Genomic DNA, 15,571 nt, shown 5'->3' with positions numbered 1-15,571 from the left:
GTCACGGAAGCGTCGCCGAGGTCAGTCGCGGGCCAGGCCCAGGCGGGCCCGCAGCCCCGTGGTGCGTTCGTCGGCGGCGACGGCCGCCGCCCCGGCGGTGACCGTCTCGTAGACGGAGAGGATGTCGGCGCCGACGGTCGACCAGTCGAAGCGGCGCACATGGATGCTGCCGCGTTCGCGCAGTTCGGCTCGGCGGGACGGGTCGGACAGCAGGCGCACGGCGGCTTCGGCGAGGGCGTCGGCGTCCTCGTTGGCGAAGAGTTCGCCGGCCTTGCCCTGGTCCAGGACCTGGGCGAAGGCGTCCAGGTCCGCGGCGAGGACCGGGGCTCCGGCGGACATGGCCTCGACCAGGATGATGCCGAAGCTCTCCCCGCCGGTGTTCGGGGCCACGTACAGGTCGACGCTGCGCAGGAGACGCGCCTTGTCCTCGTCGCTGATCATGCCCAGGAACTCCACGCGCGAGCGCAGTTCCCTCGGCAGGTCCTCCACGGCCTGCTCCTCGTCCCCGCGGCCCGCGACCAGCAGACGGGCCCCCGGACGGGCGGCGAGGATCCCGGGCAGCGCCCGCATCAGCACGGGCAGGCCCTTGCGGGGCTCGTCGATGCGGCCGATGAAGCCGATCGTGTCCCCCTGCCACTCGGGCTTGGGCTCGGCACGGGCGAAGAAGTCGACGTCGACGCCGTTGGGGATGACCACCGCGTCGCCGCCGAGGTGCTCGACGAGGGTGCGGCGGGCGTACTCGCTCACCGCGATCCGCGCGCTGATCTTCTCCAGGGCCGCCTGGAGGATGGCGTACGCGGCGATCATCGCCCGCGACCGGGGATTGGAGGTGTGGAAGGTGGCGACGATCGGTCCCTGGGCCGCCCAGCAGGCCAGCAGGCCCAGCGACGGCGAGGTCGGCTCGTGGATGTGGATCACGTCGAACCGGCCCTCGTGCAGCCAGCGCCGCACCCGGGCCGCCGACAGGAAGCCGAAGTTGAGCCGGGCCACCGAGCCGTTGTAGGGCACCGGGACCGCACGGCCGGCCGAGACGACGTAGGGCGGCAGCGGGGTGTCGTCGTCCGCGGGGGCGAGGACGGACACCTCGTGGCCGAGGCCGATGAAGTACTCCGCCAGGTCGCGGATGTGGAACTGCACACCACCGGGCACGTCCCACGAGTACGGGCAGACGATGCCGATCCTCACGCCGTCGCCTTCCCGGGACGCGCCGGATCCCGGCCGGGATCCAGGTCCGCGAGCCACAAGCGCTGAAGCATGTGCCAGTCCTCCGGATGCTCGGCGATCCCCGTGGCGAAGGCGTCGGCCAGCGCCTGTGTCATGACAGACGTCTTCTCGGCCCGCGTACCTGTCCCGGGTACGTCGACCGGGGGATGGACACGGCCCCGCATGACGGGCGAGTCGTCGTACCAGAGGGTGACGGGCAGCAGCAGGGCTCCCGTCTGCTGGGCGAGGAGGGCGGGCCCGGCGGGCATCCGGGCCGTCTCGCCGAAGAACGTCACCTCCACCCCGGAGGCCGACAGGTCACGGTCGGCGACCAGGCAGACCAGGCCGCCGTCGCGCAGCCGCCGGGCCAGCGTGCCGAACGCGGAGCCGCCGCTGTGCGGCAGGACCTCCATGCCGAGGCCCTCGCGGTAGGCGACGAACCGGTCGTAGAGCGTCTCCGGCTTCAGCCGCTCGGCGACCGTCGTGAACGGCGTCTTCAGCTCGGTGGTGACCCAGGCGCCGGCCAGGTCCCAGTTGGCCAGGTGGGGCAGGGCGAGGACGACGCCCCTGCCTGCCGCCAGAGCGTCGGTCAGGTAGTGCAGGTCCTTGGGGTCGAAGCCCGCCCTGATCCGCTCGGCGCTCCAGGCCGGCAGCCGGAAGGACTCCATCCAGTAGCGCAGGTACGAGCGCATCCCCGCACGCGACAGCTCGGCAAGGCGCTCGGGGGTCGCGTCGGGGACCACGCGCGCGTAGTTGCCCTCCAGCCGCCGCACACCCTTGCCCCGCTGCCGCCAGGCCAGGTCGGCGACCGTGCGGCCGAGCCGCACGGCGACCGGTTCGGGGAGCTTCTTCACGGTGCCCCAGCCGAGCCCGTACAGCCCGTCGGTGAGCCGCTCCTGGACGGTCATTTCGCCGCCCCGCTCCCCTGCTCCCGCCGGGCCGCCGCGGCCTCCGCCTCGGCCGACTCCCGGCGGACCGTGACGACCCGCTGGATCAGCGTGACCAGGCTGCCCGCGGCGACGATCCACAGGGCGATCGGCAGCAGGTACTGGATGCCCGGCACCCCGAACTTGTGCAGGCCCGCGAACCCGGCCGCGACCAGCGAGATCACCAGCCGCTCGGCACGCTCGACCAGCCCGTTGACGGCGACCGGCAGGCCGATCGACTCGCCCCGGGCCTTGGTGTAGGACACCACCTGGCCGCTGGCCAGACAGAAGATCGACACCGCGCACAGCACGTTGTCGTTGCCATGACCCGCGTACCACAGGGCGAAACCGCCGAAGATCGCGCCGTCGGCGACCCGGTCGAGCGTGGAGTCGAGGAAGGCGCCCCAGCGGCTGGAGCGGCCGAGCTGGCGGGCCATGTTGCCGTCGACGAGGTCGGAGAACACGAACAGCGTGATCACGACCGTGCCCCAGAAGAACTCGCCCCGCGGATAGAAGACCAGCGCGCCCGCGACCACTCCGGCGGTCCCGATGAGCGTGACCGTGTCCGGGCTCACGCCCCGGCGGATGAGAAACGCGGCGAACGGTGTGAGGACACGCGTGAAGAATGCACGCGCGTACTTGTTCAGCATGGCCTTCCCGAGGGTCGGTGTCGCCGGGCGGCCCCTGCTGGCCACCGGCTGGCCCATCGTAGCCACGCACGCGCGTGCGCGGAGGTCGGGCGCCCGACCTCCGCGGGCACCGGCGGCCACCCGTGCGCGAGCGCTGGTCGACGGCGGGATCGGGTCCTTCGTATGGACGCAGCGTGACGGGAGTGGAAAGCTCGAAGGACCGCGGGCGTCGCCGGAGCCGCCAGTGCACGCGGTGCCGCGTGTCCGCGCCCACAGTGACCTCACCCTCAACGGGAGGCAGGATCATGGGCGACAAGACGCAGACCCACCCCGGAGCCGCCGGCAGGGCAATGGCGGCCGACCATCCCGCATCCGTACGCAATGTGGTGCTGGTCGGCCACTCCGGATCGGGCAAGACGACCCTGGTGGAGGCTCTCGCGCTGACCGCGGGAGCGGTGAACCGTGCGGGCCGCGTGGAGGACGGCGGCAGCATCTCGGACTACGACGAGATCGAGCACCGGCAGCAGCGCTCGGTGCAGCTCTCCCTGGTGCCCGTCGAATGGGACGGCATCAAGATCAACGTGCTGGACACCCCCGGCTACGCCGACTTCGTCGGGGAGCTCAGGGCCGGTCTGCGCGCCGCGGACGCGGCCCTGTTCGTCGTCTCGGCCTCCGACGGCGTGGACGGCTCGACCCGCATGGTCTGGGAGGAGTGCGCGGCCGTCGGCATGCCCCGCGCCATCGTGATCACACACCTGGAGGCCGCCCGCGCGGACTTCGAGGAGATGACGCGGGTGTGCGCGGAGGCGTTCGGCGCGGACGACCCCGACGCCGTCCTGCCGCTCTACCTGCCGTTGCGCGGCCCGAAGGGACCCGACGGGCACGCGCCCGCGACCGGTCTGGTCGGACTGCTGACGCAGAAGCTGTTCGACTACTCCTCCGGCGAGCGCAAGGAGTCCGAACCGGGCGAGGACCAGCTGCCGCAGCTGGAGGAGGCCCGCAACCGGCTGATCGAGGGCATCATCGCCGAGAGCGAGGACGAGACCCTCATGGACCGCTACCTCGGCGGTGAACAGGTCGACGTCAAGACGCTCATCGAGGACCTGGAACGAGCCGTCGCCCGCGGGGCGTTCTTCCCCGTCCTGGCCGCCGCGCCCGCCGCCGAGGGCGCCAAGCAGGGCATCGGCACCGTGGAAATCCTGGAGCTGATCACCCGCGGCTTCCCCACCCCGCTGGAGCACGAGGCACCCGCGGTCACCACCATCGACGGCGGCCCGCGCGAACTGCGTCCGTGCGACCCCGACGGGCCGCTGGTCGCCGAGATCGTCAAGACCTCCTCCGACCCGTACGTCGGCCGCGTCTCCCTGGTCCGCGTCTTCTCCGGCACCCTGCGCCCCGACGAGACCGTGCACGTCTCCGGACACGGCCTGGCCGACCGCGGCCACGAGGACCACGATGTCGACGAGCGGGTCGGCGCCCTGTCCACCCCCTTCGGCAAGCAGCAGCGCCCGGTGACGCACGTCATCGCCGGCGACCTCGCGTGCGTGGCGAAACTGGGCCGCGCCGAGACCGGCGACACGCTCTCCGCCAAGGACGACCCGCTGCTGATGGAGCCGTGGCAGATGCCCGACCCGCTGCTGCCCCTCGCCATCCAGGCCCACAGCAAACCCGACGAGGACAAGCTCTCCCAGGGCCTGGCCCGGCTCGTCGCGGAGGACCCGACGATGCGCCTGGAGCAGAACCCGGACACCCACCAGGTGGTGCTGTGGTGCCTCGGCGAGGCCCACGCCGACGTCGCCCTGGAACGGCTGCGCAGCCGCTACGGCGTCCAGGTCGACGTCGTACCGCACCGGGTCTCGCTGCGCGAGACGTTCGCGGACCGGTCCGCGGGGCGCGGACGGCACGTCAAGCAGTCCGGCGGCCACGGCCAGTACGCCATCTGCGAGATCGAGGTGGAACCGCTGCCGGGCGGCTCGGGCATCGAGTTCGTGGACAAGGTCGTCGGCGGAGCCGTGCCACGGCAGTTCATCCCCTCGGTGGAGAAGGGCGTACGGACCCAGGCCGCCAAGGGCGTCGCCGCCGGCCACCCGCTGATCGACGTACGCGTCACCCTGCTGGACGGCAAGGCCCACTCGGTGGACTCCTCCGACGCGGCCTTCCAGACCGCGGGCGCGCTCGCGCTGCGGGAGGCCGCGGCCGACGCGCGGATCCACCTGCTGGAACCGGTGGCCGAGGTGACCGTGCTGGTCGGCGACGACTACGTGGGCCCCGTGATGAGCGACCTGTCCGGGCGGCGCGGCCGCGTACTGGGCACCGAACAGGTGGGCAGCGGCCGCACCCTGATACGCGCCGAGGTGCCCGAGATCGAGATCGGCCGGTACACGATCGACCTGCGCTCCCTGTCGCACGGCACGGCCCGCTTCGACCGCCGGTACGTACGGCACGAGCCGATGCCGCCCCAGGTGGCCGACCGGGTACGCCAACAGGGGCGCGACGCCTCATAGTCGGCGCGCCCGGCGCACAACCAGGGCACTGGAACGCATCGTTGCGAACAGGTGGGCGGCTCCGGCCGTCCACCTGTCCACGCGCTCCGCTGCCGATACCCTGATGACCTGATCAACAGGTGTGCGGGGCAGGGAAGTCGGGAAGGCCGCAGATGCAGGAGCGGCGGCAATGGGGGCGGAAGTGACGGACGGATTCGATTTCAGTCCCGGGGCTCAGGTGCCCCTGTCCGGCTCGGCGGGGCAGACGGCGGCGACCAACGCGCTCGCCGCGGCCGCCTACCGGGACGACGAAGTGACCAAGATCCTGGCCGCGGACAACGAATGGCACCAGTCCAAGGTCAGCCTGCCGCGCCCCTGGGCGAAGATCTTCCGCCCCAGGTTCGGCGAGGCCTTCTCCCGCGCGGTGATCGACCGCATGCTCGGCGCCGGGCGCAAGCCGCTCATCCAGTCCTTCGGCCTCGAACCCCAGGTCGTCGTGGAGCACTGCCTGGCCGCCCACCGCATCCGCCGCGACCGCGACAACTGGCTGACGGCGGTGACCGTGCTGTGCGGGCTGCTCTTCCTGCCCGGCCTCCTCGTATGGCTGCTCGTGTTCACCCTGCGCGCCACCATCGGCAAACGTGAGGACAAACGAGCCGGCGCACTCGCCAACACCCTGCTGGTCGCCATGGCCGCACTCGCCGTGCTCTTCCTGATCAAGATGCCCTTCACCGACTTCTGGGCCTGGTACGCACGCGCGGCGGTCGTCATGCCCGTGATCGGCTGGTTCTGGGCCAAGCAGATCTGCGAACGCTCGGCGCGCGAACTGCGGGAGCGCTGGGAAGGTCTCCTGACCGGCGGCGGCGTGGGCGCCAAGATCCCCGAAGCCGTACCGGGCAACCCCGGCGACGCGGCCGAACAAGTACGCAAGGAACTCGCCCGGCTCAGCGCCGAACAGCGCTCCAACTCCGTCTTCTACGCCGGCCCCAAGGGCATACTCGGCATGGGCACGCGCTGGGGCAGCTGGCAGCTGGCCGAGGAACTGGTCTCCGCCGAACCGGGCAAGGAGTTCCACCCCTTCCGCAGCTGGGACGTCATCACCGCGATCCAGGGCGGCCTGGTCATGCTCGAACGCACCTCCATCAACACCGGCGGCTTCCCCAAGCCGACCGTCACCCACTGGGTCGTCACACCGATCGGGGAGAACGCCAAGGAGGTCTCCCGGCCGAGCGGCACCGACGTCGAGACGTACACGGTCAAGACGCACGCCATACAGGACATCTGCAACAAGCAGCAGTTCGGCAGCGGCGACCGCCACTACCTCGGGGTCCAGTGGACCCTCTGGGACGGCCACCTGGTGATCACGATGCTGGTCACCGTGACCGTGCTGCACGACACCCTGCGCATCGAGGTCACCGGCCACGCCCTGGGACCGGTCAACCCCCTGTTCAACGAGAAACCGGCGGCCAAGGAGAAGGAAGTCCAGAAGGCGCTCCGCTTCTGGGAGACCCGCAAGGTGAAACTGCCCCTGATCGACGCCGACGAGGTGGTACGGCTCGCCGCCCGTGCCCCCCTGTCCTGGTACCCGCCCCTGCTGAAGTGGCTCGGCGGCAGCCTCACCCTGCCCGAGCCGTTCGGCCTGCGGCACGCCTGGGCCGACCAGCCCTGGCGCCACCGCTTCATGGCCGACGACGCGCTGCGCGCCGCCACCCCCGTGCTGCGGGTGGTGCACGCCGCGGCGCTCAAGGTCCTCAAGGAGAACGGCGTGAACGTCGAGAAGTTCGGCTCCCGCTCCGCGGTCCTCAGCGGCGCCGTCCAGGACGTGTCGCCGAGGAAGGCCGACTCCTACGACGCGTGAGGCGTGCGCCCGCCGGGCGGGCTACGCCTGCCAGGCCTCCGCGAGCATCTTGCGGGTGTCGGCGAGAAGCTGCGGCAGGACCTTCGTGTGGCCGACCACCGGCATGAAGTTCGTGTCACCGCCCCAGCGGGGCACGATGTGCTGGTGCAGATGGGCGGCGATACCGGCGCCGGCGACCGTGCCCTGGTTCATGCCGATGTTGAAGCCATGGGCGCCGGAGGCGGCGCGCAGCGCCCGCATCGCCTGCTTGGTCAGCTCCGCCAGCTCCGCGGTCTCCGCCTCGGTCAGGTCGGTGTAGTCGGCGACGTGACGGTAGGGCACGGTCATCAGGTGGCCGCCGTTGTAGGGGTACAGATTGAGCACCGCGTACACCAGCTCGCCGCGTCGGACGATCAGCCCGTCCTCGTCGGACTTGGCCGGGATCGAGCAGAAGGGGCAGCCGTCGTCGGCACCAGGGCCGCTCGGCTTGTTCTCGCCCTGGATGTAGGCCATCCGATGGGGCGTCCACAGGCGCTGGAACGCGTCCTGCGTCCCCACTCCGATCTGCTGCTCCGGCTCACTCGTCATGCGTGCAGCATATGGCGTGCGGCCTGCGGGCAGGCAAAGGCCCCCGGGGATACCCCGGGGGCCAGAAGGCCCATGTCGGTGGCCGCCGCATCACACCTGTACGCGGCGCTCCACCACGTCGAGGAGCTTCGCCAGCGCCTCGTCACGCGGAATGCCGTTCTCCTGCGAACCGTCGCGGTAGCGGAACGACACCGTGCCCGCGTTCATGTCGTCGTCACCGACGATGATCATGAACGGCACCTTGAGCTTCTGATGCGTCCTGATCTTCTTCTGCATGCGGTCCGAGGAGGAGTCCACCTCGACGCGCAGGCCCTTCTTCTTCGCGTCCGCGGCGAACTTCTGGAGGTACTCCACGTGGGCGTCGCCCACCGGAATGCCGACCGCCTGGACGGGCGCCAGCCACGCCGGGAACGCGCCCGCGTAGTGCTCGAGGAGCACCGCGAAGAACCGCTCGATGCTTCCGAACAGCGCGCGGTGGATCATGACCGGGCGCTGCTTGGAGCCGTCCGCGGCCGTGTACTCCAGGTCGAAGCGCTCGGGCAGGTTGAAGTCGAGCTGGACCGTCGACATCTGCCAGGTGCGGCCGATGGCGTCCTTGACCTGGACGGAGATCTTCGGGCCGTAGAACGCCGCGCCGCCCGGGTCCGGGACCAGTTGCAGGCCCTGCTTCTCGCCGACCTGGCGCAGGGTCTCGGTGGCCTCCTCCCAGACCTCGTCGGAGCCGACGTACTTCTCCGGGTCCTTGGTGGAAAGCTCCAGGTAGAAGTCGGTCAGGCCGTAGTCGCGCAGCAGGTTCAGCACGAAGGTGAGCGTCTTGTCGAGCTCGTCGGCCATCTGCTCGCGGGTGCAGTAGATGTGCGCGTCGTCCTGGGTGAAGCCGCGGGCACGGGTCAGGCCGTGCACGACGCCCGACTTCTCGTAGCGGTAGACCGTGCCGAACTCGAAGAGCCGCAGGGGCAGTTCCCGGTACGACCGCCCGCGCGCGTCGAAGATCAGGTTGTGCATCGGGCAGTTCATGGGCTTCAGGTAGTAGTCCACGCCCTCGTCGAGCTGCATGGGCGGGTACATGCCCTCGGCGTACCAGTCCAGGTGGCCCGAGGTCTCGAAGAGCTTCCCCTTGGTCGCGTGCGGGGTGTAGACGAACTCGTAGCCCTCCTCCTCGTGGCGGCGGCGCGAGTAGTCCTCCATCACCCGGCGGATGATGCCGCCCTTGGGGTGGAAGACCGCCAGACCGGAGCCGATCTGCTCGGGGATGGAGAACAGGTCCAGCTCGTTGCCCAGCTTGCGGTGGTCGCGCTTCTCGGCCTCGGCGAGGAAGTCCAGGTGCGCCTTCAGCTCGTCCTTGGACGGCCAGGCGGTGCCGTAGATGCGCTGGAGCTGCTTGTTCTTCTCGTTGCCGCGCCAGTACGCCGAGGCGTTGCGCATCAGCTTGAACGCCGGGATCAGCCGGGTGGAGGGCAGGTGGGGACCGCGGCAGAGGTCCTTCCAGCACAGCTCGCCGGTCTTGGCGTCCAGGTTGTCGTAGATCGTCAGCTCGCCGGCGCCGACCTCGACGTCCGCTCCGTCGTCGTGCGACGCGGTGCCCTTGAGACCGATCAGCTCGAGCTTGTACGGCTCGTCGGCCAGCTCCTCGCGGGCGGCCTCGTCGGTGACGACGCGGCGGGAGAAGCGCTGGCCCCGCTTCTGGATCTCCTGCATCTTCTTCTCGATGGCCTTGAGATCCTCGGGCGTGAACGGCTTCTCGACGTCGAAGTCGTAGTAGAAGCCGTCCCTGACCGGCGGGCCGATGCCCAGCTTGGCCTCGGGGAAGATCTCCTGCACGGCCTGCGCCATGACGTGCGCGGTGGAGTGGCGCAGGATGTTGAGGCCGTCCTCGGAGGAGATCTCGACGCCCTCGACGGTCGCGCCGTCCTCGATCTCGTAGGCGAGGTCCTTGAGTTCGCCACCGACGCGCGCGGCGACGATCGAGCGCTCGCCGGCGAAGAGGTCGGCGGCCGTGGTGCCCGTCGTCACCGTGCGCTCTTCCCGCTCGGAATCGCGTTGGATGATCACACGGACGTCTGACACCGGTCTCTCCTGACTGCAGGTGGGGTGCGGCGCCATACCTGGAGCGCGCGCATGACTGGGATCGTACCGACCCCGGGCCCGTGACCGCGAAACGATTACGCAGGGTCCACGGTCGGTAGCGGTCGTCCACGTCAGTCGCGGGCGTCCCCGCCGCACGCCTCCTCGAAGCAGTCCGTGTCCTTGGCATTCTCCTGCAGCGACTTCATCAGCCGGTCCCGCTCCTCGTCGTCCACCTGCACGGGTACGACGCCGGAGGCGCCCGTGAGCCGGCGGAAGCCGCCGCGGCTCTCCAGCCGTCCGAGCACCCGCACGGGCAGTCCGACGAGGTGGGCGTGCCCGGCGATGCGGTAGTCCTCCTCGTCCAGGGTCGCGCGCACGTACGGCACTTCGGCGCCCGCGAGCACCCGCAGCCGTACGGTGCCCTCGCCGCGCGGCTGCGCTCTGCGCATCCGCACCACGGTGCCGGTGATCCGCGCGGGCACCGACGGTTCGGCGCGCAGATAGCGGGCGCCCGCCTCGCGCAGCACGGGCAGGTCGCCCGGCGAGAACTCGACGGCCTCGGCGGCGGCCGCGCAGGCCTCGGGTACGCCCGCGGCGGGCGCCCACTCGACGGCGACGCGCGCGCCCTCGGTGCCGCGGACGAGGGCGGCGACGGCCTCGGTGAGTTCACGGCTGGCGCCCGCGTGGACGGCGCCGTCGAAGGCGTCCATGGCGCCGGTGGCCCGGCGGTAGTCGACGGCCTCGCGAACGGCGTACAGGGCCTGGTGGAGGCATACGGCGAGGGGGCGTCCGGGGTCGACGGGGACGAAGGCGGTCAGGCCGCGGCCGTCGGCGGCTGAGCCGACGAGGACGTGGTCCAGGCTCGCGGCGGCCGAGCGCCGGTGGCGGGCGCCGTGGTAGCCGGCACGCGCGCGTGTGGCGAGCGCGGCGGCGAGCAGCATCTGCCGGGCGGCGCCGCGCAGCCGTTCCTCGACGGTCCAGCCGGCGGCGTCGGCCGGCCCCTCCGGCACGTCCCGCCACCAGCGGATCTCGTCGCTGGGCAGGCTGAGCGCGACCAGCACCTCGCGCGCGGAGGGCGTGCCGCTGCGGGCGAGGGCGTCCAGTGCCTCGCCGAGCAGGTCGTCGCTGTCGGGGAAGGCGCGGCTCTCGGGCACGAGCAGGCTGGTGCCGGCGCCGCCGGGGCCGGGCGGGGTCCAGCGGCCGTAGCGACCGGCGGCGCCGCCGCGCCGCTGCCAGCCGTGCCGGCGCAGCAGGGTCCCGAGGACGGCGGGGTCGACGTCGGAGGGCGCGGGAAGACGGTCGCGGTGGGCGTCGACGGGGTGCGGTCGTACCGGTCGCAGCGGCTCGTCGAGGGGGCGGTGCGTCATGGTCTGCCTCCCGTCCCGACCCGCGTCATGATCTCGCACAGGGCCCGGTCGTCGAAGATGCGCGAGGTCGGGATCCGCACGGTGGTGCGGTGCCGGCCGGTGAGGGGGTGGCCGGCGAGGTTGACCCAGTAGCAGCAGTGTCTGAGGTCGAGCCGGTCGTGGCCGGCGCGCAGCCACTGGTCCTGCGACCGGGGCACGATCATCACGACGAGGATCTTGTGCACCGAGACCGGGGTGCGGGCGAGTTTCGCCAGGTGGGCGTTGTCGAGCGTGAAGGAGAAGAACCGGCCCGGGGGGTTGGGCGGTACCTGGTAGGTGCACTTCAGCTGCACCTTGATGGTCACCTCGTCGTCGACGGTGTGTCCGGGGGCGCTGTGGCTGACGTGCCAGTCGATGCCGTTGTCGGGGAAGGGCTGCGACAGCGAGCAGCCGGCCGCCGCGGCGACCGCGTGCAGATAGCCCACCTGAAGTGTCTCCATGCAGGCGGTGGTGGCGAGGGTGCCCCGTGGGGCGCTCGCGCGCTCGGGCAGCAGCCCGCCCCGCTCGGGCTGCGCCATCACCATGACCAACAGCCTTCCACGAATTGGTGTATCCCCGCTGCGAACCCGTGAACTGCAAAGACCCGCACTCCTGTTGTGTCCTTCCGGCGTACGGCGCAAACAGCCCGGGTATCACCAAACGGGCAGAAGGCGAACGCAGGAGAGGCCGCGTCAGCTGCCCTGGTGGATCGAGGAGTTGTGGGCGTATGACGTGCTGGTACGAGGGGCCTCTGGCCGCGTTCGACACGGAGACGACGGGCGTCGACGTCGAGACCGACCGCATCGTGTCGGCCGCCGTGGTCGTCCAGGACGCCCCGGGCTTCCGGCCGCGGGTTCACCGCTGGCTGGTGAACCCGGGCGTGCCGGTTCCGGAGGCGGCGACGGCGGTGCACGGGCTGACCGACGAGCATCTCCAGCGCAGCGGGCGCTGGCCGGCGCCGGTGATGTACGAGTTGGCCGAGGAGCTGGCGGAGCAGGCCGCCCTGGGGCGGCCGCTGGTGGTGATGAACGCGCCGTTCGATCTGACGCTGCTGGACCGGGAGTTGCGCCGACATCGGGCCTCGTCGCTGGAGCGCTGGTTCGAGGCGTCGCCGCTGCGGGTGCTGGATCCGCGGGTGCTGGACAAGCATCTCGACCGCTACCGCAAGGGCAGGCGCACCCTCACCGACCTGTGCGCGCACTACGGCGTGGCCTTGCAGGACGCGCACGACGCGGCGGCGGACGCCCTGGCCGCGCTCGAGGTGGTCCGCGCGCTCGGCCGCCACTTCGCGGCCCGCCTGGAGCGGCTGACCCCGGCGGAACTGCACACGCTGCAGACGGGATGGCACGCGGCGCAGGCCCGCGGTCTTCAGGCGTGGTTCGCGCGCAGCGGGACGGAGGAGACGGTGGACCCGTCGTGGCCGCTGCGTCCGGACCTGCCGGCGGCGGCCGCGTAGGCATGTGAAAAGGCCGGTCCGCCTGTGCGGACCGGCCTTACCCGGTGGGCGATACTGGGTTCGAACCAGTGACCTCTTCGGTGTGAACGAAGCGCTCTCCCACTGAGCTAATCGCCCGGGAACGCACTGAACCATACAGGCCTGCGGGGCGTTCGTTCAAACCGCTTCCAGGCGGGCGGCCAGTCCGCGTCGTCCGGCTCGCATCATCAGCCGGTGGTTCGCGCGAAAGAGGGGCCGGCCGGGCACGGCGAACCGCCTGAGCAGCGGTTTGTTCACGTGGACGATCTGGTCGTAGCGGGCGAGGGTGCCGGTGCCGTGCGCGGTGAGCGTCCAGCGTGCCCAGCCGTCGACGTCCCCGGTGAGCGCGACCTCCAGGACTCCGGCGGCCGGGTCGCGGCGTACCTCGCGCGCGGTGAAGGTCAGGTCGTAGGGCAGGAGGGAGCGGATCCGGATGACGCCGGTCGCCGGGTCGGTCCGGGTCACCTCGCGCACCTGCCGCCACCAGCGCGGGCAGTCCTCGACCCGCTCCAGCGCCCGGTAGACGGCGTCGGGCGGTGCGGGCAGGGTCCACCGGGTGCGGAAGCGGTAGTGGGTCCAGTCCATGGCACGAGTCTGGCCCGGACGCCCGCCGGATCGGGACCTCTCCTTCCGTACCCCTGAAGAAAAGTGACGGCGTTTTGGAAAAACGTCCGGTGATTTCCTCCGGAGGCGACGTCCGGAACTTCTCCCGGAATAGGACATAGTCCCGGAAGTCGGCCTTCTCCTTGATCCTCAAATACTTCTTCGGGAAGAACGGGACGGGGGTGGTCGACTTCTCGGCGCATGCGCCGGCGCTCCGCTCAGAAGTAACGGATCGTCACCGCGCTCTCTGGCACCCCACGCATACGCCGGCGGCCCGTCCGCGTGATCGCAGACGGGCCGCCGGTTCCGGGTGGGCGATACTGGGTTCGAACCAGTGACCTCTTCGGTGTGAACGAAGCGCTCTCCCACTGAGCTAATCGCCCGGGCACAGAGAGAACATTACCGCATGTCAGAGGATGCCCGGGACCACTGCCCGGCGAGCACCCGGCCGCCACCCGCCGCGCTCAGCGGCCGCCGACGTCCCAGGGCGGCACCAGGCCGAACCTCCAGACGTACACCCCGACCAGCGCGGCGACGATCACCAGGCCGATCAGGGTAAGCGCGATGTTGCGGCGGCGCACCTCGGGGTCGAGGGCCTGCTGCGCCGCCTCGGTGACCTTCCGCTTGGTCCAGCGCAGCACGATCTGGGCCCAGACGAACTCGGTGGCCCAGATCGCCATACCGCCGAAGATCACCAGCCAGCCCGGTCCGGGCAGCGCGAGCATGACGACGCCGGCGATCACGACCAGGAGTCCGGCGAGGAAGATCCCCGCCTGCCAGCCCAGGTGCAGCACGCGGCGTGACCGGACGAACGCGGGAGCCCGCGACCCCAGCCCCCGCCGGTCCCGCGCCTCGTCCGCCTCCGCCTCGGCCTTCGCTCGTCCCGGCGCCTCGGCCGGCTCCTCCGGTCCGTCACTCCCCGTATTCATACGATTCAACCGTACCGGACGAGAATCCGGTCACCGGAATGGGCGTACCGTACGAACACACCCTCGGCCGGAAGAGTTACGTAAAGGCAAGCAAAACACTCAGAGGGGTTTACAACGGCACCGTAGGTGGCATGTCGATTTCGCCGACGTGCGAATCCCCGAGCGCACACTGAGCGAAAGGCCATGGCGCTTATGAACACCACGGTCAGCTGCGAGCTGCACCTGCGCCTCGTTGTATCGAGCGAGTCCTCTCTGCCTGTCCCCGCAGGCCTGCGGTACGACACGGCCGACCCCTACGCCGTGCACGCCACCTTCCACACCGGAGCCGAGGAGACCGTCGAGTGGGTGTTCGCCCGCGACCTCCTCGCCGAGGGGCTTCACCGACCCACGGGTACCGGAGACGTCCGTGTCTGGCCTTCGCGCAGCCATGGCCAGGGCGTCGTGTGCATCGCCCTGAGCTCTCCGGAGGGCGAAGCCCTGCTCGAGGCCCCTGCGCGGGCCCTGGAGTCCTTCCTGAAGCGAACGGACGCGGCCGTGCCCCCCGGCACGGAGCACCGGCACTTCGATCTGGATCAGGAGCTGTCGCACATCCTCGCGGAGAGTTAGGAGCCGGCTCGTCGAAACCCTTCAAGCTGCCCGTCGCCGTCCACTCGGGGAGACGGCTCGGGCCAGGACAACCGCATACGCGAACACACCGGCACCGGTCTCCCGCGGGGGCTGGTGCCGGTGTGCTCGCGTGGCCGCCGCGGCGGCGCCGTGAGCTGCTCGGGGGCGCGTGGAGCCACTACCATCGGCCTGCATCGGCGGGCGTGTGCCCGATCCCCAGGCCAGGGAGCGAAACGTGCTGATCACCCACGACACCCGGTGCGCGCTGGACACCGTGGTGGATCTGGTGAACACCGCACCGGAGGACGACGGGGCACCGGACGGGCTGGCGGACGTCGCGGCGCTCGCGGATTTCGTGGCGAACCACAAGATGAGCGATGTGGGTGTGCTGTCGGAGTTCGATCTCTCCGCGGTGCGCAGGATCCGCGGCCGGTTCGCGGGGATCTTCGCGGCCCCGGACTGCCGGACGGCCGCGGGCATGATCAACGAGCTGGTGGCCGCCGCGGGCACCACGCCCCGCCTGACGGACCACGACGGGTACGACTGGCACGTGCACTACTTCGCGCCCGGTGCCTCCGTGGCCGATCACCTGGCCGCCGACTGCGGGATGGCGCTCGCGTTCTTCGTGGTGGCCGGGGAGCGGGAGCGGCTGCGGCGCTGCGAGGCTCCCGACTGCCGGCGTGCCTTCGTCGATCTGTCCCGCAACCGCTCGCGGCGGTACTGCGACAGCCGTACGTGCGGCAACCGTCTGCATGTGGCCGCCTACCGGGCGCGCCGCAAGGAGGCGGCAGGCTGAGCGGGGGGCCGGGTGACGGACCTGTCCGGGCCGTCCCGCTGCCGT

General features: G+C 71.1%; 14 protein-coding genes and 2 tRNA genes. 5 read left to right on the top strand and 11 right to left on the bottom strand.

Annotation, left to right across the window (positions count from 1 at the left end; translation table 11 throughout):
* Positions 1-21 precede the first annotated feature (21 nt).
* From ACFY3J_RS12300 to pgsA, 3 genes are read right to left on the bottom strand one after another with little or no spacing between them, the layout of a single operon-like run.
* Positions 22-1,185: a glycosyltransferase family 4 protein gene (locus ACFY3J_RS12300; RefSeq protein WP_384175515.1), complete on the bottom strand. Its 1,164-nt coding sequence runs from the start codon at positions 1,183-1,185 to the stop codon at positions 22-24.
* Positions 1,182-2,111 (bottom strand): phosphatidylinositol mannoside acyltransferase, encoded by a 930-nt coding sequence (locus ACFY3J_RS12295; RefSeq protein ID WP_384175513.1) that lies wholly within the window; start codon positions 2,109-2,111, stop codon positions 1,182-1,184. Before ACFY3J_RS12295 ends, ACFY3J_RS12300 begins: the two co-directional genes overlap by 4 nt.
* The gene (gene pgsA / locus ACFY3J_RS12290) at positions 2,108-2,836 is read right to left on the bottom strand and encodes a phosphatidylinositol phosphate synthase (RefSeq protein ID WP_384175745.1); all 729 of its coding nucleotides are present in this window, start codon (positions 2,834-2,836) and stop codon (positions 2,108-2,110) included. Before pgsA ends, ACFY3J_RS12295 begins: the two co-directional genes overlap by 4 nt.
* A 227-nt stretch (positions 2,837-3,063) precedes the next feature.
* Between pgsA and ACFY3J_RS12285 the strand changes: the two genes are divergently transcribed.
* Complete coding sequence (locus tag ACFY3J_RS12285) at positions 3,064-5,262, top strand: elongation factor G-like protein EF-G2 (RefSeq protein ID WP_390840829.1); 2,199 nt, start codon at positions 3,064-3,066, stop codon at positions 5,260-5,262.
* Between the two features lie 169 nt (positions 5,263-5,431).
* Positions 5,432-7,099: a hypothetical protein gene (locus tag ACFY3J_RS12280; RefSeq protein WP_384175509.1), complete on the top strand. Its 1,668-nt coding sequence runs from the start codon at positions 5,432-5,434 to the stop codon at positions 7,097-7,099.
* A 21-nt stretch (positions 7,100-7,120) separates the two neighbouring features.
* Here the strand turns inward: ACFY3J_RS12280 and ACFY3J_RS12275 are convergent, their stop codons facing one another.
* The 4 genes from ACFY3J_RS12275 to ACFY3J_RS12260 form a co-directional block, all read right to left on the bottom strand.
* Complete coding sequence (locus ACFY3J_RS12275) at positions 7,121-7,666, bottom strand: HIT family protein (protein ID WP_390840828.1); 546 nt, start codon at positions 7,664-7,666, stop codon at positions 7,121-7,123.
* A 90-nt stretch (positions 7,667-7,756) separates the two neighbouring features.
* Positions 7,757-9,733: a threonine--tRNA ligase gene (gene thrS / locus ACFY3J_RS12270; protein ID WP_390840827.1), complete on the bottom strand. Its 1,977-nt coding sequence runs from the start codon at positions 9,731-9,733 to the stop codon at positions 7,757-7,759.
* A gap of 131 nt (positions 9,734-9,864) precedes the next feature.
* A complete protein-coding gene (locus tag ACFY3J_RS12265; protein ID WP_384175503.1) occupies positions 9,865-11,100 on the bottom strand; it encodes a hypothetical protein in 1,236 nt (411 codons plus the stop codon).
* On the bottom strand, positions 11,097-11,663 hold the full coding sequence (locus ACFY3J_RS12260) for a DUF4365 domain-containing protein (protein ID WP_390724346.1): 567 nt from the start codon (positions 11,661-11,663) through the stop codon (positions 11,097-11,099). Before ACFY3J_RS12260 ends, ACFY3J_RS12265 begins: the two co-directional genes overlap by 4 nt.
* 182 nt (positions 11,664-11,845) lie before the next feature.
* Here ACFY3J_RS12260 and ACFY3J_RS12255 point away from each other — a divergent pair, with 182 nt between their 5' ends.
* The gene (locus tag ACFY3J_RS12255; protein WP_384175499.1) at positions 11,846-12,574 is read left to right on the top strand and encodes a 3'-5' exonuclease; all 729 of its coding nucleotides are present in this window, start codon (positions 11,846-11,848) and stop codon (positions 12,572-12,574) included.
* A 45-nt stretch (positions 12,575-12,619) separates the two neighbouring features.
* Here ACFY3J_RS12255 and ACFY3J_RS12250 read toward each other — a convergent pair.
* The 4 genes from ACFY3J_RS12250 to ACFY3J_RS12235 form a co-directional block, all read right to left on the bottom strand.
* Positions 12,620-12,691 (bottom strand) — tRNA-Val (locus ACFY3J_RS12250).
* Between the two features lie 39 nt (positions 12,692-12,730).
* Positions 12,731-13,177 (bottom strand): SRPBCC family protein, encoded by a 447-nt coding sequence (locus ACFY3J_RS12245; protein WP_390840826.1) that lies wholly within the window; start codon positions 13,175-13,177, stop codon positions 12,731-12,733.
* A 329-nt stretch (positions 13,178-13,506) separates the two neighbouring features.
* Positions 13,507-13,578: transfer RNA gene (locus ACFY3J_RS12240), tRNA-Val, on the bottom strand.
* Between the two features lie 81 nt (positions 13,579-13,659).
* Complete coding sequence (locus ACFY3J_RS12235) at positions 13,660-14,124, bottom strand: TIGR02611 family protein (RefSeq protein WP_384175495.1); 465 nt, start codon at positions 14,122-14,124, stop codon at positions 13,660-13,662.
* Between the two features lie 192 nt (positions 14,125-14,316).
* Between ACFY3J_RS12235 and ACFY3J_RS12230 the strand changes: the two genes are divergently transcribed.
* Positions 14,317-14,730, top strand: a complete 414-nt coding sequence (locus ACFY3J_RS12230; protein ID WP_004002642.1) for an SsgA family sporulation/cell division regulator — start codon at positions 14,317-14,319, stop codon at positions 14,728-14,730.
* Positions 14,731-14,965: 235 nt separating this feature from the next.
* Positions 14,966-15,526 carry a CGNR zinc finger domain-containing protein gene (locus ACFY3J_RS12225; protein WP_225076210.1) on the top strand — a complete coding sequence of 187 codons (561 nt, stop codon included), beginning with the start codon at positions 14,966-14,968 and terminating at the stop codon, positions 15,524-15,526.
* The last annotated feature ends 45 nt before the right edge of the window (positions 15,527-15,571 follow it).

It is taken from the genome of Streptomyces sp. NPDC001231 (assembly GCF_042896885.1).
GTDB lineage: Bacteria > Actinomycetota > Actinomycetes > Streptomycetales > Streptomycetaceae > Streptomyces.
The sequence above is the reverse complement of the archived record's forward strand: the minus strand, read 5'-3'. Positions and strand labels throughout refer to the sequence as shown.

Bases quoted from the DNA above. Each gene is read 5' to 3' on its own strand.
- ACFY3J_RS12295 (WP_384175513.1), bottom strand. From the start codon at position 2,111: ATGACCGTCCAGGAGCGGCTCACCGACGGGCTGTACGGGCTCGGCTGG.
- ACFY3J_RS12285 (WP_390840829.1), top strand. From the start codon at position 3,064: ATGGGCGACAAGACGCAGACCCACCCCGGAGCCGCCGGCAGGGCAATG.
- ACFY3J_RS12255 (WP_384175499.1), top strand. From the start codon at position 11,846: ATGACGTGCTGGTACGAGGGGCCTCTGGCCGCGTTCGACACGGAGACG.
- ACFY3J_RS12260 (WP_390724346.1), bottom strand. From the start codon at position 11,663: ATGGTGATGGCGCAGCCCGAGCGGGGCGGGCTGCTGCCCGAGCGCGCG.
- ACFY3J_RS12235 (WP_384175495.1), bottom strand. From the start codon at position 14,124: ATGAATACGGGGAGTGACGGACCGGAGGAGCCGGCCGAGGCGCCGGGA.
- ACFY3J_RS12230 (WP_004002642.1), top strand. From the start codon at position 14,317: ATGAACACCACGGTCAGCTGCGAGCTGCACCTGCGCCTCGTTGTATCG.
- ACFY3J_RS12275 (WP_390840828.1), bottom strand. From the start codon at position 7,666: ATGACGAGTGAGCCGGAGCAGCAGATCGGAGTGGGGACGCAGGACGCG.
- ACFY3J_RS12265 (WP_384175503.1), bottom strand. From the start codon at position 11,100: ATGACGCACCGCCCCCTCGACGAGCCGCTGCGACCGGTACGACCGCAC.
- ACFY3J_RS12245 (WP_390840826.1), bottom strand. From the start codon at position 13,177: ATGGACTGGACCCACTACCGCTTCCGCACCCGGTGGACCCTGCCCGCA.
- ACFY3J_RS12280 (WP_384175509.1), top strand. From the start codon at position 5,432: ATGGGGGCGGAAGTGACGGACGGATTCGATTTCAGTCCCGGGGCTCAG.
- pgsA (WP_384175745.1), bottom strand. From the start codon at position 2,836: ATGGGCCAGCCGGTGGCCAGCAGGGGCCGCCCGGCGACACCGACCCTC.